At 51.1% G+C, this 15,248-nt stretch carries 16 protein-coding genes; 4 read left to right on the top strand and 12 right to left on the bottom strand.

Annotated features, from left to right (window positions below; all coding sequences use genetic code 11):
- Nucleotides 1-54 precede the first annotated feature (54 nt).
- The 4 genes from EKM83_RS04070 (at nt 55) to EKM83_RS04085 (ending at nt 3,129) form a co-directional block, all read left to right on the top strand.
- Nucleotides 55-507, top strand: a complete 453-nt coding sequence (locus tag EKM83_RS04070; RefSeq protein ID WP_125575353.1) for a YueI family protein — start codon at nt 55-57, stop codon at nt 505-507.
- A gap of 43 nt (nt 508-550) precedes the next feature.
- Nucleotides 551-1,804: a replication-associated recombination protein A gene (locus EKM83_RS04075; RefSeq protein WP_125575443.1), complete on the top strand. Its 1,254-nt coding sequence runs from the start codon at nt 551-553 to the stop codon at nt 1,802-1,804.
- 461 nt (nt 1,805-2,265) lie between these two features.
- Entirely contained in the window at nt 2,266-2,553 is a 288-nt protein-coding gene (locus tag EKM83_RS04080) for a hypothetical protein (RefSeq protein WP_125575354.1), read from the top strand.
- 96 nt (nt 2,554-2,649) lie between these two features.
- Entirely contained in the window at nt 2,650-3,129 is a 480-nt protein-coding gene (locus tag EKM83_RS04085; protein WP_125575355.1) for a universal stress protein, read from the top strand.
- A gap of 71 nt (nt 3,130-3,200) precedes the next feature.
- Here EKM83_RS04085 and EKM83_RS04090 read toward each other — a convergent pair whose 3' ends face one another.
- From EKM83_RS04090 to EKM83_RS04145, 12 genes are all read right to left on the bottom strand, one after another.
- Nucleotides 3,201-4,058: a helix-turn-helix transcriptional regulator gene (locus EKM83_RS04090; protein WP_125575356.1), complete on the bottom strand. Its 858-nt coding sequence runs from the start codon at nt 4,056-4,058 to the stop codon at nt 3,201-3,203.
- Between the two features lie 351 nt (nt 4,059-4,409).
- Nucleotides 4,410-6,011 carry a glycerophosphodiester phosphodiesterase gene (locus EKM83_RS04095; protein ID WP_125575357.1) on the bottom strand — a complete coding sequence of 534 codons (1,602 nt, stop codon included), beginning with the start codon at nt 6,009-6,011 and terminating at the stop codon, nt 4,410-4,412.
- 396 nt (nt 6,012-6,407) lie between these two features.
- Complete coding sequence (locus tag EKM83_RS04100; protein ID WP_125575358.1) at nt 6,408-7,550, bottom strand: D-alanine--D-alanine ligase family protein; 1,143 nt, start codon at nt 7,548-7,550, stop codon at nt 6,408-6,410.
- 75 nt (nt 7,551-7,625) lie between these two features.
- Nucleotides 7,626-8,600, bottom strand: a complete 975-nt coding sequence (locus EKM83_RS04105) for a DUF2785 domain-containing protein (protein WP_125575359.1) — start codon at nt 8,598-8,600, stop codon at nt 7,626-7,628.
- 22 nt (nt 8,601-8,622) lie between these two features.
- Complete coding sequence (locus tag EKM83_RS04110; protein WP_125575360.1) at nt 8,623-9,471, bottom strand: SPFH domain-containing protein; 849 nt, start codon at nt 9,469-9,471, stop codon at nt 8,623-8,625.
- Between the two features lie 276 nt (nt 9,472-9,747).
- Nucleotides 9,748-10,050 (bottom strand): glycine cleavage system protein H, encoded by a 303-nt coding sequence (locus EKM83_RS04115; RefSeq protein WP_125575361.1) that lies wholly within the window; start codon nt 10,048-10,050, stop codon nt 9,748-9,750.
- 16 nt (nt 10,051-10,066) lie between these two features.
- Nucleotides 10,067-11,272, bottom strand: a complete 1,206-nt coding sequence (locus EKM83_RS04120; RefSeq protein WP_125575362.1) for an FtsW/RodA/SpoVE family cell cycle protein — start codon at nt 11,270-11,272, stop codon at nt 10,067-10,069.
- Between the two features lie 100 nt (nt 11,273-11,372).
- Nucleotides 11,373-11,597, bottom strand: a complete 225-nt coding sequence (locus EKM83_RS04125) for a DUF2969 domain-containing protein (protein WP_125575363.1) — start codon at nt 11,595-11,597, stop codon at nt 11,373-11,375.
- 12 nt (nt 11,598-11,609) lie between these two features.
- Nucleotides 11,610-11,903, bottom strand: a complete 294-nt coding sequence (gene yidD, locus EKM83_RS04130) for a membrane protein insertion efficiency factor YidD (protein WP_125575364.1) — start codon at nt 11,901-11,903, stop codon at nt 11,610-11,612.
- A gap of 36 nt (nt 11,904-11,939) precedes the next feature.
- Nucleotides 11,940-12,944 carry a rod shape-determining protein gene (gene mreB, locus EKM83_RS04135; protein WP_125575365.1) on the bottom strand — a complete coding sequence of 335 codons (1,005 nt, stop codon included), beginning with the start codon at nt 12,942-12,944 and terminating at the stop codon, nt 11,940-11,942.
- Nucleotides 12,945-13,367: 423 nt separating this feature from the next.
- Entirely contained in the window at nt 13,368-14,675 is a 1,308-nt protein-coding gene (murA, locus tag EKM83_RS04140; RefSeq protein WP_125575366.1) for a UDP-N-acetylglucosamine 1-carboxyvinyltransferase, read from the bottom strand.
- Between the two features lie 27 nt (nt 14,676-14,702).
- Nucleotides 14,703-14,933 (bottom strand): DUF1146 family protein, encoded by a 231-nt coding sequence (locus EKM83_RS04145; protein WP_125575367.1) that lies wholly within the window; start codon nt 14,931-14,933, stop codon nt 14,703-14,705.
- Nucleotides 14,934-15,248 lie beyond the last annotated feature (315 nt).

A 15,248-nucleotide genomic window follows, 5' to 3' on the forward strand; every position in this document is an offset into this window, starting at 1 on the left:
CTCTTTACCATTCCATGTTATACTAGTAAAACTAACTTGAAAAGAGGGAAACGCATGGCTGAGAAGAGTCAAATGGAACAACATTTACAGAATTCTGTCTACGGCACCCCGAAAATCAATCCGGACGAGCAACGCCACTACCTGGGCACCTTCCGGGAACGGGTCTCGCTAGCGATGACGATTGCGGAGGTTACGGACCGGGAGAACTTGGACGCCTTTGTGACGGAGATTTCGGCCCATCCGGACTATCAGGTCATCTTAAACGGCCACATCGACCAAGCCGACCTCGCCCCCTACCTCAAGCTGGCGAGCCAACACAATTTAAAATTCACGATTCGCCAAGACACCATCTATGGCGTGAACGACAGTGACCTGGGACTGGTCGTGGCTAGTGATACCGCCATCAACCAGAACCCCATTAGCTTAAGCAAAAAGTATCCCGCTAAACCGGCAGAAAAAGCCGCTGCCCCCAAGAAAAGTTGGTTCGATAAATTAATCGGCCACTAGGAAAGGAGTCTCATTTTTGGCACAACATCCCTTAGCTTACCGCATGCGGCCGCAACGTTTGGAAGACATCGTTGGCCAACAAGACCTGGTCGGGCCGGGTAAAATCATCGCCCGGATGGTGGCGGCTAAGCTACTTTCATCAATGATTTTATATGGGCCGCCGGGTACCGGGAAGACCAGCATTGCCAGCGCGATTGCTGGATCCACCAAATACGCCTTCCGGAAGCTCAACGCGGCCACGGATTCCAAGAAGGACCTGCAAGTCGTGGCCGAAGAAGCCAAGATGAGCGGCACCGTCATTTTACTACTGGATGAAATCCACCGGTTGGACAAGACCAAGCAAGACTTCCTGTTGCCCCACCTGGAAAGCGGCCGCATCATTTTGATTGGCGCGACCACCGAAAATCCCTATATCAACATCAACCCCGCCATTCGCAGTCGAACGCAGATCTTTGAGGTTCATCCCCTCTCGCTCGACGACATTAAGACCGCGCTGAATCGGGCCATCACTGATAAGGAACGTGGGCTGGGCCAACTCGATTTGCACGTGGATGACGACGCCTTAGCCTTCATGGCTGGCGCCACCAACGGCGATTTGCGCAGTGCACTGAACGGCCTAGAATTAGCCGCCCAATCCACCCCACCAGCTGACGATGGTGAAATTCACGTGACCTTGACCGTGGCCGAGGCCTGTTTTCAACGCAAAGCCCTGGTCGGCGATAAAAATGGTGACGCCCACTACGACGTCATCTCGGCCTTCCAGAAATCCATCCGGGGAAGCGACACCGATGCTGCCTTGCATTACCTGGCCCAACTGGTTGCGGCGGGCGACCTCCCGTCGATCTGCCGGCGACTGATGGTCATCGCCTACGAAGATATCGGCATGGCCAACCTCCCCGCGGCGGCCCGCACCGTGCAGGCCGTTCAGGCTGCGCAACAATTGGGTCTCCCTGAGGGGCGGATTCCACTGGCCGATGCCGTCATCGAGCTGTGTTTGTCCCCTAAGTCCAATTCCGGGATTGCTGCCGTTGACGCGGCTTTGGCTGACGTCATGAACGGCCACAACGGCGCAGTGCCCGCCCACTTGAAGGACGCCCATTACAGTGGCGCCAAGAAGTTGGGACACGGCAACGGGTATCAATTTCCACACAATTTTCCCGGCGACTGGGTCCAACAACAATATCTGCCGGACGACCTCAAGCACGCGGAGTACTATCACCCGAAGGCCAATGGCCGCTTTGAAACACAATTAGGCGAACAGTACCAACGTCTTTTACGGGCCAATCGACGTCGCTAATTGATATTTTAATATTTATATGCTAATATACAAGTGGTTCTAAGGTGTACGCGTTGTCTCACTACAAGTTGCCGATCAAGTAATTTATAAACGGGATTGCAAGACGCTAGAGAACATGACATGCCTTTTCACTTGGAAGTCAGACGCTCTAGCTAGCTTTCCCCCCTGCATTGTCATCGCGGGTCAACATGACTAGACAATTAACGGCACCACTTAGATCATCAAAGCTCTGCTTTGGAGGCCATTCCTTTGAATGGTCTTTTTCTTTTGGCTAAAATCGGACTGGCCGCCTGACCGTTCGCTAGCAATGAGTGAGAATGCTGGGCGCGCTGGGCCGAGCCACCGGGCGGTCTCAACCCGCAACTTCATCCCCGCTAGTGAATAAAACCCGTCTTGGGTTCTGGCGCGTAATCGGGTATACTTAATCTCACAGAACCAAATTTTTAAGGAGGAGTCATCCCTTGGCCATTACGATTTTAATGATTTGCTACACCCTGTTAGCCCTTGGTATTGGCTGGTATTTTTACAGTCATCGCAAGCGGGCTTTCTTGGTTTTCCATCCCGAAGAATCCGCTGCCCTCAGCAACGTTTTAAGCATTGGTGGTATCCTCATGATGCTGATTGGCGTCGTTGCCGCCGTGGCCACGTTCATGAACAATACGATTTTCATTTCCGCCGTTTTATTGGTGGGGGTTATCGTTGTGATTGGCCTACAGTTGATTCTTGTTCGGTGGTTGCCTAAGGGGTAACCGGTTTCACTTTTCTTTCATTTTTTGACCATTTCGCTTTTTATTTCACGTTAAATAACGTATGATAAGAGTATAAAGTAATGAGAGGTGAACAATATGTTACAACAATACAAGCACATTTTAGTCCCAGTTGACGGTTCCTACGAAGCAGAATTAGCTTTTAAGAAAGCGGTTGCTGTGGCTAAGCGTAACGATGCTGATTTACATCTCGTTCACGTTGTTGATACGCGGGCTTTCCAAAACATTTCCAGCTTCGATACCAGCATGGTTGAACAAGTTACGGAAACGGCAAAGAAGACACTCGATAAGTACGTGGCTGATGCGAAGGCTGATGGCCTGGCAAACATTGACTACGCGATCGAATACGGCGCACCGAAGACCATTATCGCCCGGGACGTTCCTCGTGATAATGACACGGACCTGATTATGATTGGGGCCACCGGGTTAAACGCCGTGGAACGCCTCTTGATTGGTTCTGTCACCGAATACGTTACCCGGACGGCCGTTTGTGACGTCATCGTGGTACGGACGGATCTCAACAACCAACCGGCTAAAGTGACCCACGCCGAAGCTTAAAAGTTAAGATTGAAATTGAAAAACGTCGCTGCTATTAAGCAGTGGCGTTTTTATTTACCCATCATTTTGAGTTAATCCGCAATGGCTGACCCGGCGGCTGGTGCCAAACGTTGTTGTAAGGCAATGTTGTGGGTGACCAGCGCCAGAGTCTTGGCAATCGTCAGGCTCCGGCGAGCGGCTGCCTTGGCACTCAACGCCACTTCTGCTTGACCACGAATTTCGTAGAGAACGTCAATCAGGTAAAGGGACGCCTGTTGTTTAACTGCCCGCAAGGCCGATTCCACACTTTCAATTACCAATTGCGGTTGCTGGAGTTCCAGATACATTTGGGCAATGCGGTACCGGGCCCAGATCAACCGACGGAAATCCGATTCATCGTGCCATTCGAATTCATCGAGATAGCCCACCGCTTCGCTCAGGTAGTAACGGGCCTTCTCCAATTCCTGCCGCCGCAAATAAGCCGCCGCCATCCCCACGTTGCCAACGATAGCGTACAGATCCCATGGCATTTGATAAGAGCGGTGCAACAACAAGTTGAAGTGGAAAATGGCTTCGTCGGGCCGTTCGTGAGCACCCAATTCGATAAAACCGCGATAGTAATGATAGCGTTCGCGGTCAAAGGCGCTGGCGACATCTGACATTTCAACGGCCGCTAACAAGTTGGCCGCCGCCCGGAAATTCTCCTGACGAATGGCCGTCGAGATTTCATCGAACTGCTCATCCATGCCACTGCCGACACCCGCCAAAATATCATTGAAGGACACATTTAACCGGCGGCAAACCTGTAGCATGATCTTAATGCTTGGAATCTTATTTTTCTTTTCCATCAGGCTCACCGTAGCTTGGGTACAAATGCCATCAGCGAGTTCTTGCTGTGACATGTTTTTTTGTTTCCGATACTGTTTTACCTTATTCCCTAATAAACGCATCTGCTTTCTCTCCCTCACGTATCGCACGTTGGTCAGTTGCCAATTCCGATAAAGCCGAACATTACTTGATAATTGCGAGCGACGGTCCACAACGTTAACTTACCGTCTGGCACCTCCGGATTTTCCTAAAAAAGCGATAGCCACGTCCAGCTGTTTATCATTAATACTAATAATAAGGGATTTATCCCCGAATACAAGTGATATGCGAGTTTATTAAGGAACTCTAATTTGTCTAGTCCATTTTATCATCTTTATATAAAAAGAATTATAAACGGTCATCTATGCCGGATATAATTCTTTTAATAGTGATAATCATTCGTATTTAATCCATTAATTGGCTTGGCCGCCAATCTATACACAGCTGAACACAAAGTTCTGCACGACGGCCCACCAATTTTCACGCGGTGACTGGCGCATGACTTGTTGTAAGCGTGAGAGTTCGTTGGTAATCTCGCCATCCGCGCCCAGTGCCCACATGCGGGTCATGGCCGCCCGTGAATCCGGTGTCCAGACCCAAGCTGGTGCCCCGGCCTGATGTGCCGCTAAAATAAACTGCTGGCTGAGGGAGATTCGCTGAAACGAATAGAAATCAGCGGGCACGGCTGCCGGTGATACCCAATTAAAGGGGGTGATGTACCCCACGCGCAACCGCGGCGTCGTTGCCTTCAGCTGGGTCACCACCCGATAGTCCAATGAATGGACCGCGGAACCCTCTCGTCGCAAACGGGGCCCGTACTGCCGGGCGAATCGCCGCACCGCATGCACGGAATCCTGCGGCGTCGTCTTGATTTCGACCAGGAGTGGTTGGTGCAGGCGCTCTGCCACGCGCAAGTAAGTCGGCCACCCTACCAAGCGGTCGTGATAGCCATTCTCGCGGACTGTCAGCCGTTCTAACTGAGCCAACGTCAACTGGTGAGGCGTTACGTTACGCTGGGCTAGGACGGCCAAATTTTCATCATGGAGGACGACCCACTGGCGGTCGCGCGTCTCGTGCAAGTCCATTTCAACATAGGCTGGGTGATATTGGCTCACATGACGCAAGGCCCCCAGCGTATTTTGCACGCCAACCCCGTGATCCACGCCCCGATGACTGATAGCCACCATCGGCGCAAACTGCGGCGCGCTGAATAATGCCTGGCTACTGACGCAACCACCGGCGATCACCAGCAAGCCGACCAGCCACCACCCCTGTCGCCGGGGTACTGGTCGACTCACGGACGGCTGGCCACACCAACTCCAGACTAGCGTGATGGCCGCTAAAATGACCGCCACCACGAACCCCAGGAAAATCAAAAGGAGCGACCCCGCCGCTAAGAGTTTTGCTGAAACGGCGGTCAAGCGGGCATCACCCCACCAGTTCAAGGCGACGAGACCTTCTGCTAGGCCCCACCAAACTGCCAGCAATCCAGCACTGACTAGCACTGTCGCAGCCATTTGCCGCCAGGTCCCGGGGTGCTGAATCTGTGGCGCCAACCGCCGAAAGACCCACGGCCCGCGCAACACACAAATGCCCGCTACCAGCACGTAAATGAGGGCCACGACCAAACCGACTGGTCGCCGGTGCAGGCCCACGTAATTGATGAAATCAGCCGGCAATGGAAGCCGGACTAACAGCCGACTACTAAGACCGCCCAATCCCAAGGGCAAGGCCAAAATTGTCAGGCCCAATTCGACTAGCACCCAAGTCCCCTTGTGGCGCCAAACCAGTTGCCAGCTTTGCCAGCCAGCGGGGCGGCGGCCAATCAGGGTCAATGCCAGGTGGGTCAGTTGCCAGGCGCTCAGCACCATGAGTCCCCCAATCAACACGACCAAATCAACGTGCCAACCAGGACGCTGACCCAGTAGCCGCAGACCCGCGAAGAGCAACACTGCTAGGCACCAGCCAAGCGCCAGACCGGGAGCCAAAATACCGGTTCGCCAGGCTTGCTTCAGTTGTCGTCCCCAAGATCGCACTTGCCTCTCCTCCTCTACGCTGTTAAAGCTAAAAAATATTGTAAACGATTAAACATCAGGTGACAGCGCCTTCTAGACAGGCAGCTGATGCCATTGGATAAACCAGTTATTAGTGACCACCGCCACTGTAGCCGTGAGTTCGCTAGAGATGAGTTCAGCCGTGGGAGTTCCCTTAGTGGCAAGGTTCACGCCGCTTAGGGAACTGACAACTTGAAGACACGATTTTCGGCTTCAAGTTGAGGGTCGAGACCGCCCTGTGGCTCGACCCGGCGCCCACCGCATTCCAACTCATCTCTAGCGAACGGTAAGGTGGCCAGCGCAACCCATGTGTCACTAAAACCAGTGATCAAAGAAAAAGCCGGCCGGAACGTTTCCGCTCCTGACCGGCTTTGACCTTTATTGTTTAGGCTTGTAAGTTGACGCTGCCGAGTGGTCATCCAATGGAATAAAGTCATAGGCCAGTTCGTCTTGGTACTTGAACTCGTCTAAGCCTAATTGGATCAACCGGTCAATCAGGTCAGCGTAATTGATGCCCGTTGCCTGCCACAGTTGTGGGTACAGGCTAATGTTGGTGAACCCTGGTAAGGTGTTGACTTCGCCCACGTAAGGCACACCATCCTTAGAGACCAGGTAATCGATTCGGGCCATCCCCTTCAACCCTAAGGCTGCATAGGTTTGTAGCCCCATCTGGGTGATTTCCTTCGTCAGGTCAGCTGGTAAGTCAACTGGCACTTCAAAGGTCACCCCACTGGCATCCACGAACTTGTTGTTGTAGTCGTAGAATACGTCAGAATCGGGCACCCGAATGGCGCCTAATTTAGAGGCGACCGGTTCTTCATTCCCCAAAATGGAAATCTCGACTTCTTCTGGGCCGTCGATGGTCTGTTCCACCAGTACCTTGTAATCGTACCGGAAGGCGTCTTCAATCCCATCATTGTATTCCGCAGCGTTCCCCGCCTTGTGAATTCCCACTGATGAGCCTTGGTTAGCTGGCTTGATGAAGACGTTCGTGCCCAGTTTGGCCTGAACAGTGTCATAGTCAAACGCATCCCGGTTTTCTGGCGTCAAGACCAGATACTTGGTGTTGCGAATGCCATGGGCCGTTAAGACCTGCTTCGTCATGTCCTTATCAAAGGCCACGGCCGATGCCAAGACGCCACTCCCCACGTAAGGCTTTTTCAACAAACGGAAAAGCCCTTGGATCGTACCGTCTTCACCCAGGTTACCATGAATAATCGGGAAGAAGACATCGATGTCCTTTGCTTGGGATAAATTCCAAATGGGTGCCAATGGGTTAGAAGCGTCTACTTTGGTTTGTTCCGCCGCCGCAACAGTCGCTTCATCTTCGCCATCAAAAACCCGGCGTGAAGCGGCATCACTCAGGACAAAACCGTCACGGGTCAGTAAGAATAAACTGACCTCGTAGCGGGACTTATCCATTGCATCGTAAATGTTGTGCGCTGAGCGTTTAGAAACGTCATGCTCAGAAGAATTTCCACCGAATAATAGACCTACGTGAATCTTCGTTTTCTTTTCCATGTTGTCACTCATCCTATCGTATATATTTCGGTTAGCCTTCAGTATACCATTTCTCGAAAAAATTGAGAATAAAAATCAACCTAAAAAATCGATAGTTGAGCTCAAATAGCCCTTGAGTGCGGCCGGCAAGTCTTGGCGTAACCGTAACGCGTCCAGGAGGCGCTTACGATTGAAGAACCGGTTCCACCCCGCAATGTTATCTGGCCGCCGCTTCAAGGCTACCTGTTGCCGCCAATTTTTCAAGATCAGCACCAGGAAATCCGCATACAGCCCACTCCGATTGGTGATTTCTGTCAGGTAATTGGCGATGCGGTCGTTTTCGCCGTAGATCAGCGGCGTGTTCAACCGTTTCATCCGTTCCATCAGTGCCGTCATCAAGAAAAGCTTATCGGCTCGCGGCAATCGTAGACTATTTGACAAAACGGCCAACAAATCCGCAATCGCGGTAAAGGCGTGCGCCCAGCCCGATTGGTTAACGAAGCCACGGGTATCCGTTTCCAAACACAGATACGTGGCGGCTAAAATCACGATTTGGTGGAGCTTGTCTTTGTCGACGTGTTCGATCATTTGGTCCAGAAAGTGCAAGACCACGCCCAGCATGGCCACGTGTCCGGCCCGGCCGAAGACAGCGTTGTTGGCTGGCTCCAAGATGTGGGCAAATAAGGCTTCTGGCTGGGACAACTGATCTAAGATAAACCGAATCTGCTGCGAATCTAAGGCATCCTGTTGGAAGGCGTCGTAGAACGTGAAGTTGATGCCCTGGTAGCGGAGCTTGGCATCAGTCGACGCCAAGTGTGCCAGTAACAATTTGATATTCTCCTGTGTCAACGTTACCGGTACCTGTTGGTCCAGTTGATGGCGAAAGTCAGCTAAGACGTCTTGGACCCCGTCTTGGTCGTCCGGGAGCGTCACGGTCGTGCGACGATGTCGTTTGATACCGTCCATAATTTGGCCCAAACGTCGCCCCAGGGACTGGTAAACTTCACCTTGTCTGACTTGTTCGCTAAGGACTGCGACGTCACTTAACACCTTTTTGAGCTGTGCATCCATCAAGAAACCTCCAGTATTTGTCTTACTCCGCAACCTTCCCGGTATTGATCACCGGTTGGGAGCCCCGTTCATTAATAATTGAAACCATCATGTTGTTAATTAATTGAATCTTTTGATTGTCAGATAAATTCAAACTCGTTTCCGCCGATAACCGTTCGATGGCACCCTCGGTAATGGAGACCGCCCCTTCCACGATAATCTTCCGTGCGGATAAAATCGCTTGGGATTGTTGCCGCTGCAGCATGGCTGAGGCAATTTCGGTGGCGTAGGCCAAGTGGGTCAACCGCGTCTCAATGATCTCGACGCCGGCCACGTTCAGCCGTTCTTGTAATTCCTCGGTCAAATGGTTGGAGACCTCAGTCGGGTTACTCCGTAGGGTCAGTTCCTTACCATCCCCAAAGTTATCGTAAGCGTATTCCGAAGCCACGTGCCGGATGGCCGATTCACTTTGAATCTCCACGAATTGCTCGTAGTCTTCGACGGCAAACAGTGCCTTACTGGTGTCGACCACCTTAAAGACGATGACGGCCGCAATTTCCACTGGGTTCCCTTGCAAATCGTTGACCTTCAAGATGGCACTGTTAAAGTTCCGCACCCGCAAGGAAACTGTTGACTTATTAGTCAATGGCACGGTCAAATACAACCCGGCTTCACGAATCGTCCCGATGTAACGGCCAAAGAAGGTCAGCACCTTGGATTGATTGGGGCTGATGATTGTCAAACTACTAGCAGCCAAGACTGCCAGGACCACCAAGATACCACCAATCACGGGCGCTGTGGCAATACTTAGATAGATGCCCCCAGCCAACACCAGCAAAACCAAGACCAAGCCAAGATAACCATTAATGTGAAAGACATTCTTTTCGTTCATGCGGGTCTCCTCCAATTGCTTTGATACTCCCATTATACCCGACTACGGCGGAAAACCCCAAAGAAGCGCCAGAAATGACTGAGTCGTTACGCTATTTCCAGCTACCTCGTTCATCCTGGCCGCCTTACCGTCCGCTAACTATGAGTTGGAACGCAGTGGGCGGACGGTAGGCGGCCAGCTAAGACCATTGTATCTGTGCTGAGCAAACGGCCCAAAGCTATAAAACGCAACAAGGCCGGGACAAATGCCCCGACCCTGTCGTGTAATGCCTGTTGATTAGTCTTCTTGAACGTCGACAAACCAAGCAGCATCAGTATCGCTACCGTTTAAAGCGTCGAAATCGTTACCTAAAGCTGGGTTAACCGCCGTAACCTTACCGGAAACGGGGCTAGGAATGTCAGAAACCGCCTTGTCAGCTTCAACGCTCAACAGGTTTTCACCCTTCTTCACGTCATCGCCGACAGCTGGTAACTTAGCAAACTTGATGGTCCCTAATTCGTCTTGGCCTTCTGTGGTCAAACCGATTCGCGTACCGTCGTTAACACCTTTGGTCCAGAAATACTTTACCATTTCACTCATGCTAAATAATCTCCTTCTACTTAAACGATTCGTTACGACTAAACATGTAACTCTTATAATGATACCGCATTGACATGATTAAGCCAATACCTATCAGGTTCCCAATCAACGCGGAACCCCCTTGACTAACAAACGGCAACGGAATCCCGGTCAATGGCAAGAGCCCAATACTCATCCCAATGTTTTCAAACACGTGGAACAAGATCATCATGATGACCCCGGTCGAGATGTAAGCGTAGAACACATTTTTCGTGTCGAACGTGACCCGAATCATTTGATAGATCAATAAGAAGTACAGGAAAATCAGCACACAGCCGCCGATGAAGCCGAAGTTTTCACCAATGACGGAGAAAATCATATCGGATTCACGCACGGGTACGTAGACGTGTGACACGTTAAAGCCGGTCCCAAAGATGCCACCGGACCCGATGGCTTTCATACTTTGCCACAACTGATACCCGGTGTCTGACGTATCTTGGGACGGGTGTAGCCAGGTGTCGACCCGGGAGAATTGGTAGGCCTGAAACCCGACCTTTTCCAAAATCTTCCGGCCGGCATCGGTCGTAACCAGCGCTAACGCCGTCCCCCCGACTACCGCAATCGCACTAAAGGCGGGCGCAATGATCTTCCAAGTGATTCCGGAGACCAAGATGACGCCACCCACGATGGCAAAGAACACCAGCATGGTCCCGAAGTCATTTTGTAGCTTCAATAACAAGGCGACTGGTAACGTCCACAGAATCAATTTGCCAATCAAGACCCAGTCGGTTCGGACGGTGTGAATCGGATTCGCATTGTTGTGCTCAGTCACGACCCGCGCCAACATCAAGATGAAGGCGGGCTTCATAACTTCAGACGGTTGAAAGGTCAAGCTCCCAATCGCAAACCAACTCCGCGCCCCCGTATTGACGTAGTACGCCCGACTGTAGAAAATCAAAACAGCCGCTAGCAGGAAAATCCCTAAACCATACAGCAGCGGAGCCACCTTCCACAGTTGCTCTGAATCAAATTGCATGATGATGATAATGGCGACGGTCCCAATGACGTACCATGCCAATTGGGAGACCACGGCCGACGTAATGCTCGTGGCACTACTATCGTGGGTCGCCGCCACATAGATCGACGCAAGGCCAATCAACGCCAACATGAGGACACAGAAGATGATTCCCCAGTCGATTCGTGATTCCGTCTCGCCTCGCCGTTCAGTCGCATTCTTTGCCACAATGATTGCTCCTTAATTCAAACTAAAATTTGTTCTAAGCCTAGTATAAAGGCCGAAGTGAAATTCGACGTTTCGCTCCGGCCAACTTTACTAAAATTTATTAACCGCGATGCAGGTGGTAGTCCTTTAACAGGAGTTCGACCCCTTCGTCGACGGTCTTGACGCGGTACACATCCCCGTCGTTCAATTGTGCTTCTAACCGGTCTTCTACCGGGGTGACCGTCCCAATGGTTTCGTCACCGATCTTGAGCACGGACATCGTGCCGCCGTCTGGGAGCTTTTGCTCGTCAATGGTTACTTGTACAGATTTTTCTCGTTTGCTCATGCCAACTCTCCTTTATTTGTTGGGAGTCTCTTCGTCTAAGTTCATCGCCTGTCGATAGGCTTTTTCTGCTGCCACGTTTCGTCGCAAGGTAAAGTGATCCGGAACTGGATCGACCCCACCGTGGACAAATGGCTGACAGCGCAAGATTCGGGCGATTCCCATGAGACCACCCTTGATTGCGCCGTGCTTCGCCAAGGCCTGTAGCATGTAATTGGAACAGGTCGGATAGTACCGGCAAGTAGGCGGAAATAGCGGTGAAATCCACCGCTGATACCCGCGCACTAACCAGGTCAACAGCTGCCGCATCGTCAGACCTCCCTTTGAATGAACCGTCTCAAACCTTTAGTTATTTTCTTTAGCCGTCTTGGTGTCCATATGTTCCAGCAAGACACCGGCCCCTTTGGCCACGTTGTCCAGTGGGTCTTCGGAAATGATGACGGGGACGGTCAACCGTTCGGAGAACAGCTTGTCGATGCCGTCGAGCAAAGCGCCCCCACCGGTCAACATGATCCCGCGGTCAATGATGTCAGCGGCCAATTCTGGTGGTGTCGTTTCCAACACAGCCATGGCAGCGGAAACGATTTGTTCCACGGAGTCATGAATGGCAACTTCCACTTCAGCGGCGTTAATCGTCGTGGTGGTTGGCATACCGCTAACGGAGTCCCGCCCACGCACTTCCATGGTCTTTTCCTTGTTCCCTGGTTCAGGGTAAGCCGTCCCAATCTTGATCTTAATGGTTTCGGCGGTCCGTTCCCCAATGATCAAGTTGTGGTTGTGCTTTAAGTAGTTCACGATTTCCGAGTTCATGCGGTCACCGGCCACCCGAATCGAGCGACTGGAAACGATGTCCCCTAAGGACAGAATGGCGATGTCGGAAGTCCCACCACCCATGTCGATAACCATGTTACCACTTGGCTTGAAGATGTCCATACCGGCACCCAAGGCAGCGACCTTTGGTTCAGCTTCCAAATAAACCTTCGCGCCACCAGATTTTTCCGCGGCCTGAATAATTGCCTTGCGTTCAATCTCAGTAATGTTCGTTGGCGCACAGATCATGATGTTTGGCTTGGATAAGAAGCCCTTTACACTTAATTTATTGATGAAATAGGAGAGCATGGCTTCGGTGATATCAAAATCAGAAATGACCCCATCCTTCAACGGACGAATTGCCCGGATATTACCAGGAGTCCGACCCACCATCCGGTAGGCTTCAGAGCCCACTGCTAATACCTTGTCAGTCTTCGTGTCGATTGCCACGACTGATGGTTCATTTAATACGATTCCTTTGCCGACTACGTAGATTAAAACGTTCGCCGTACCTAGGTCAATGCCAATGTCTTTCGCCATACTTATGCGTCCTCCTGAATTTTAATGCCAATTTTCAACATTTCATTATACCATAAACCGCGTGAACTCTAAACGGTTTCTCTCCCGCTCTTGCAAAACTTCTCTTCTCGCTGCCAAACCAGATGATACTGGTGGTTACTGGGCGGCTACTGGGCGGCTACTGGGCGGCTACTGAGTGTGCTTGCTAGTAACAGTTAGTTTAGCCACAAGTAGCGACTGATTTGACAACTAGTCCTTAATTAAGACAAGGTTGCTGATAACCACTAACCCGCCGGAGGCAGGTCCTAGTTTCACTAATTTTAGTGGACAGAACACTGCCATTCCGGGAACTACCGCGCCAAGGCTACTTTCTTTAGCCACATTGCTCAAAGCGTTTGCGGGGACAAGAAAAAGGCGGCATTGCTGCCACCTTTTATAAGTTTCTTAGTTATTCACGTGCGCGTTCTTCAAAACCACAGTGTCATCGTCAGCCACAGAGACCCGCTTGATTTCAGCGCCCAAGGCAGCTAGCTTCTTGTGGAAGTCGTAATAACCTCGGTCCAGGTACTTCAAGTTGGTGACTTGCGTGTAACCATCGGCCACTAAACCGGCCAGTACCAAGGCTGCGGCTGCCCGTAAATCGGTTGCCGCGACCTCAGCCCCGTTGAAGTCAGTTGGGCCGTGCATGACGACCGTCCGTCCGTTGACCTGGTACTTGGCGTTCATCCGCCGTAATTCTTCCAGGTGCATGAAACGGTTTTCAAAGACAGTTTCCGTCATGGTACTGGTGCCTTCAGCAGCCAGTTGTAAAATCGTCATTTGTGGTTGCATGTCCGTTGGGAAACCTGGGTATGGCAACGTTTTAACGTCGGTGGCTTGTAATCTGTCTGGGCCGATAACCCGAATGCCGGCTGGCTCATCGATCACTTGCGCGCCCATTTCTTGTAATTTAGAAATCAATGGCTTGTTGTGTTCGACGATACCATCTTGGATCAAGACGTTACCGTGCGTCAATGCCGCGCCAACCATGAAGGTGCCGGCTTCGATCCGGTCTTGAACCACACTGTGTTCAGTTCCGTGCATCGTAGCCACCCCATCAATTCGCAACGTTTCCGTTCCCGCACCGCGAACGTGGGCGCCCATCTTGTTGAGGATGTTAGCCAAGTCGACGATTTCTGGTTCACGGGCAACGTTATCGATCACGGTCGTGCCTTCAGCCAAGCACGCAGCCATCAAGATGTTTTGCGTCGCGCCCACACTTGGGAAATCTAAGTAGATATGTGCCCCTTTAAGCCGGTCAGCGAAGGCTTCAATGTACCCGTCATGTTGTTCGATCCGGGCACCTAGCGCTTCTAGACCCTTTAAGTGTAAATCAATCGGCCGCGTTCCAATCGCACAGCCACCTGGCAAGGCAACCCGCGCGTGACCTAACCGCGCCAACAGTGGTCCCATGACCACGATGGAAGCGCGCATCTTAGACACGTATTCAAACGGCGCTTCACTAGAAAGTTGCTTAGTCGCGTCAATCGTCACTTCTCGTTTGGCCTCATCAAAATCAACGGACAAATTCAAGAAGCGTAAGACTTTATTCATCGTATACACATCAGACAAAACCGGAACATTTGCTAAGTGAGTGATGCCCTCTTCGCCCAAAATCGACGCTGCCAAGATTGGCAGGACGGCATTTTTGGCCCCTTCAATATGGACCACACCAGTTAAGCGGTTCCCACCATGAACAATAATTTTTTCCATGGGATACCTCCAAAGATTTTTATGGGTCTAACGTAACAGATAGCCCAGATTACGAACGTTATCGATGAAGTCCAAAAAGAACGAACTGCAAGCGAATCCAACTGCGACCGACAGCATCACGATTAAGACGCGTGATTGCCGCGGGTAAAACGTCATCAATCGCTCAATGTGTAACGCAGAGATAGCCCAAAAGGCTAACCCGATGAAAAATAAATGACTGATGATGGTTAGAATTCCTTGTAATCCAATGAGTGACATTCGCTCAATCCTTTCTAAACATTCTCACTAACTATAGCATAATTTTCCGGCCTTGTCCTTGAGATACCCATAAAATCGGCGTTTGTAATATTACAAATGCCCTGATTCACTGTTTAAACCACCTAGTGGATTAGTTAAATCACTGTGATAACTTCTAAGCCATTAATTTAACATGCGCCAAAATAACCGCTCGCCCCGCACCACTCCGGGCCTGAACAATGCTCACTAATTATCGTCATTTGATAATTAATCCCTCCGCCAGACTATTAGTGAAGTATCCCAACTAAACCCGAAAATTAATTGATGATCGTCCGG

The organism is Levilactobacillus angrenensis, assembly GCF_003946085.1.
GTDB lineage: Bacteria > Bacillota > Bacilli > Lactobacillales > Lactobacillaceae > Levilactobacillus > Levilactobacillus angrenensis.

Coding starts and splice junctions, on each gene's coding strand:
- EKM83_RS04070 (WP_125575353.1), top strand. CDS start 55: ATGGCTGAGAAGAGTCAAATGGAACAACATTTACAGAATTCTGTCTAC.
- EKM83_RS04075 (WP_125575443.1), top strand. CDS start 551: ATGCGGCCGCAACGTTTGGAAGACATCGTTGGCCAACAAGACCTGGTC.
- murA (WP_125575366.1), bottom strand. CDS start 14,675: ATGGAAAAAATTATTGTTCATGGTGGGAACCGCTTAACTGGTGTGGTC.
- EKM83_RS04090 (WP_125575356.1), bottom strand. CDS start 4,058: ATGCGTTTATTAGGGAATAAGGTAAAACAGTATCGGAAACAAAAAAAC.
- EKM83_RS04115 (WP_125575361.1), bottom strand. CDS start 10,050: ATGAGTGAAATGGTAAAGTATTTCTGGACCAAAGGTGTTAACGACGGT.
- EKM83_RS04105 (WP_125575359.1), bottom strand. CDS start 8,600: ATGGATGCACAGCTCAAAAAGGTGTTAAGTGACGTCGCAGTCCTTAGC.
- mreB (WP_125575365.1), bottom strand. CDS start 12,944: ATGGCGAAAGACATTGGCATTGACCTAGGTACGGCGAACGTTTTAATC.
- EKM83_RS04085 (WP_125575355.1), top strand. CDS start 2,650: ATGTTACAACAATACAAGCACATTTTAGTCCCAGTTGACGGTTCCTAC.
- EKM83_RS04110 (WP_125575360.1), bottom strand. CDS start 9,471: ATGAACGAAAAGAATGTCTTTCACATTAATGGTTATCTTGGCTTGGTC.
- EKM83_RS04125 (WP_125575363.1), bottom strand. CDS start 11,597: ATGAGCAAACGAGAAAAATCTGTACAAGTAACCATTGACGAGCAAAAG.
- EKM83_RS04145 (WP_125575367.1), bottom strand. CDS start 14,933: ATGTCACTCATTGGATTACAAGGAATTCTAACCATCATCAGTCATTTA.
- yidD (WP_125575364.1), bottom strand. CDS start 11,903: ATGCGGCAGCTGTTGACCTGGTTAGTGCGCGGGTATCAGCGGTGGATT.
- EKM83_RS04100 (WP_125575358.1), bottom strand. CDS start 7,550: ATGGAAAAGAAAACGAAGATTCACGTAGGTCTATTATTCGGTGGAAAT.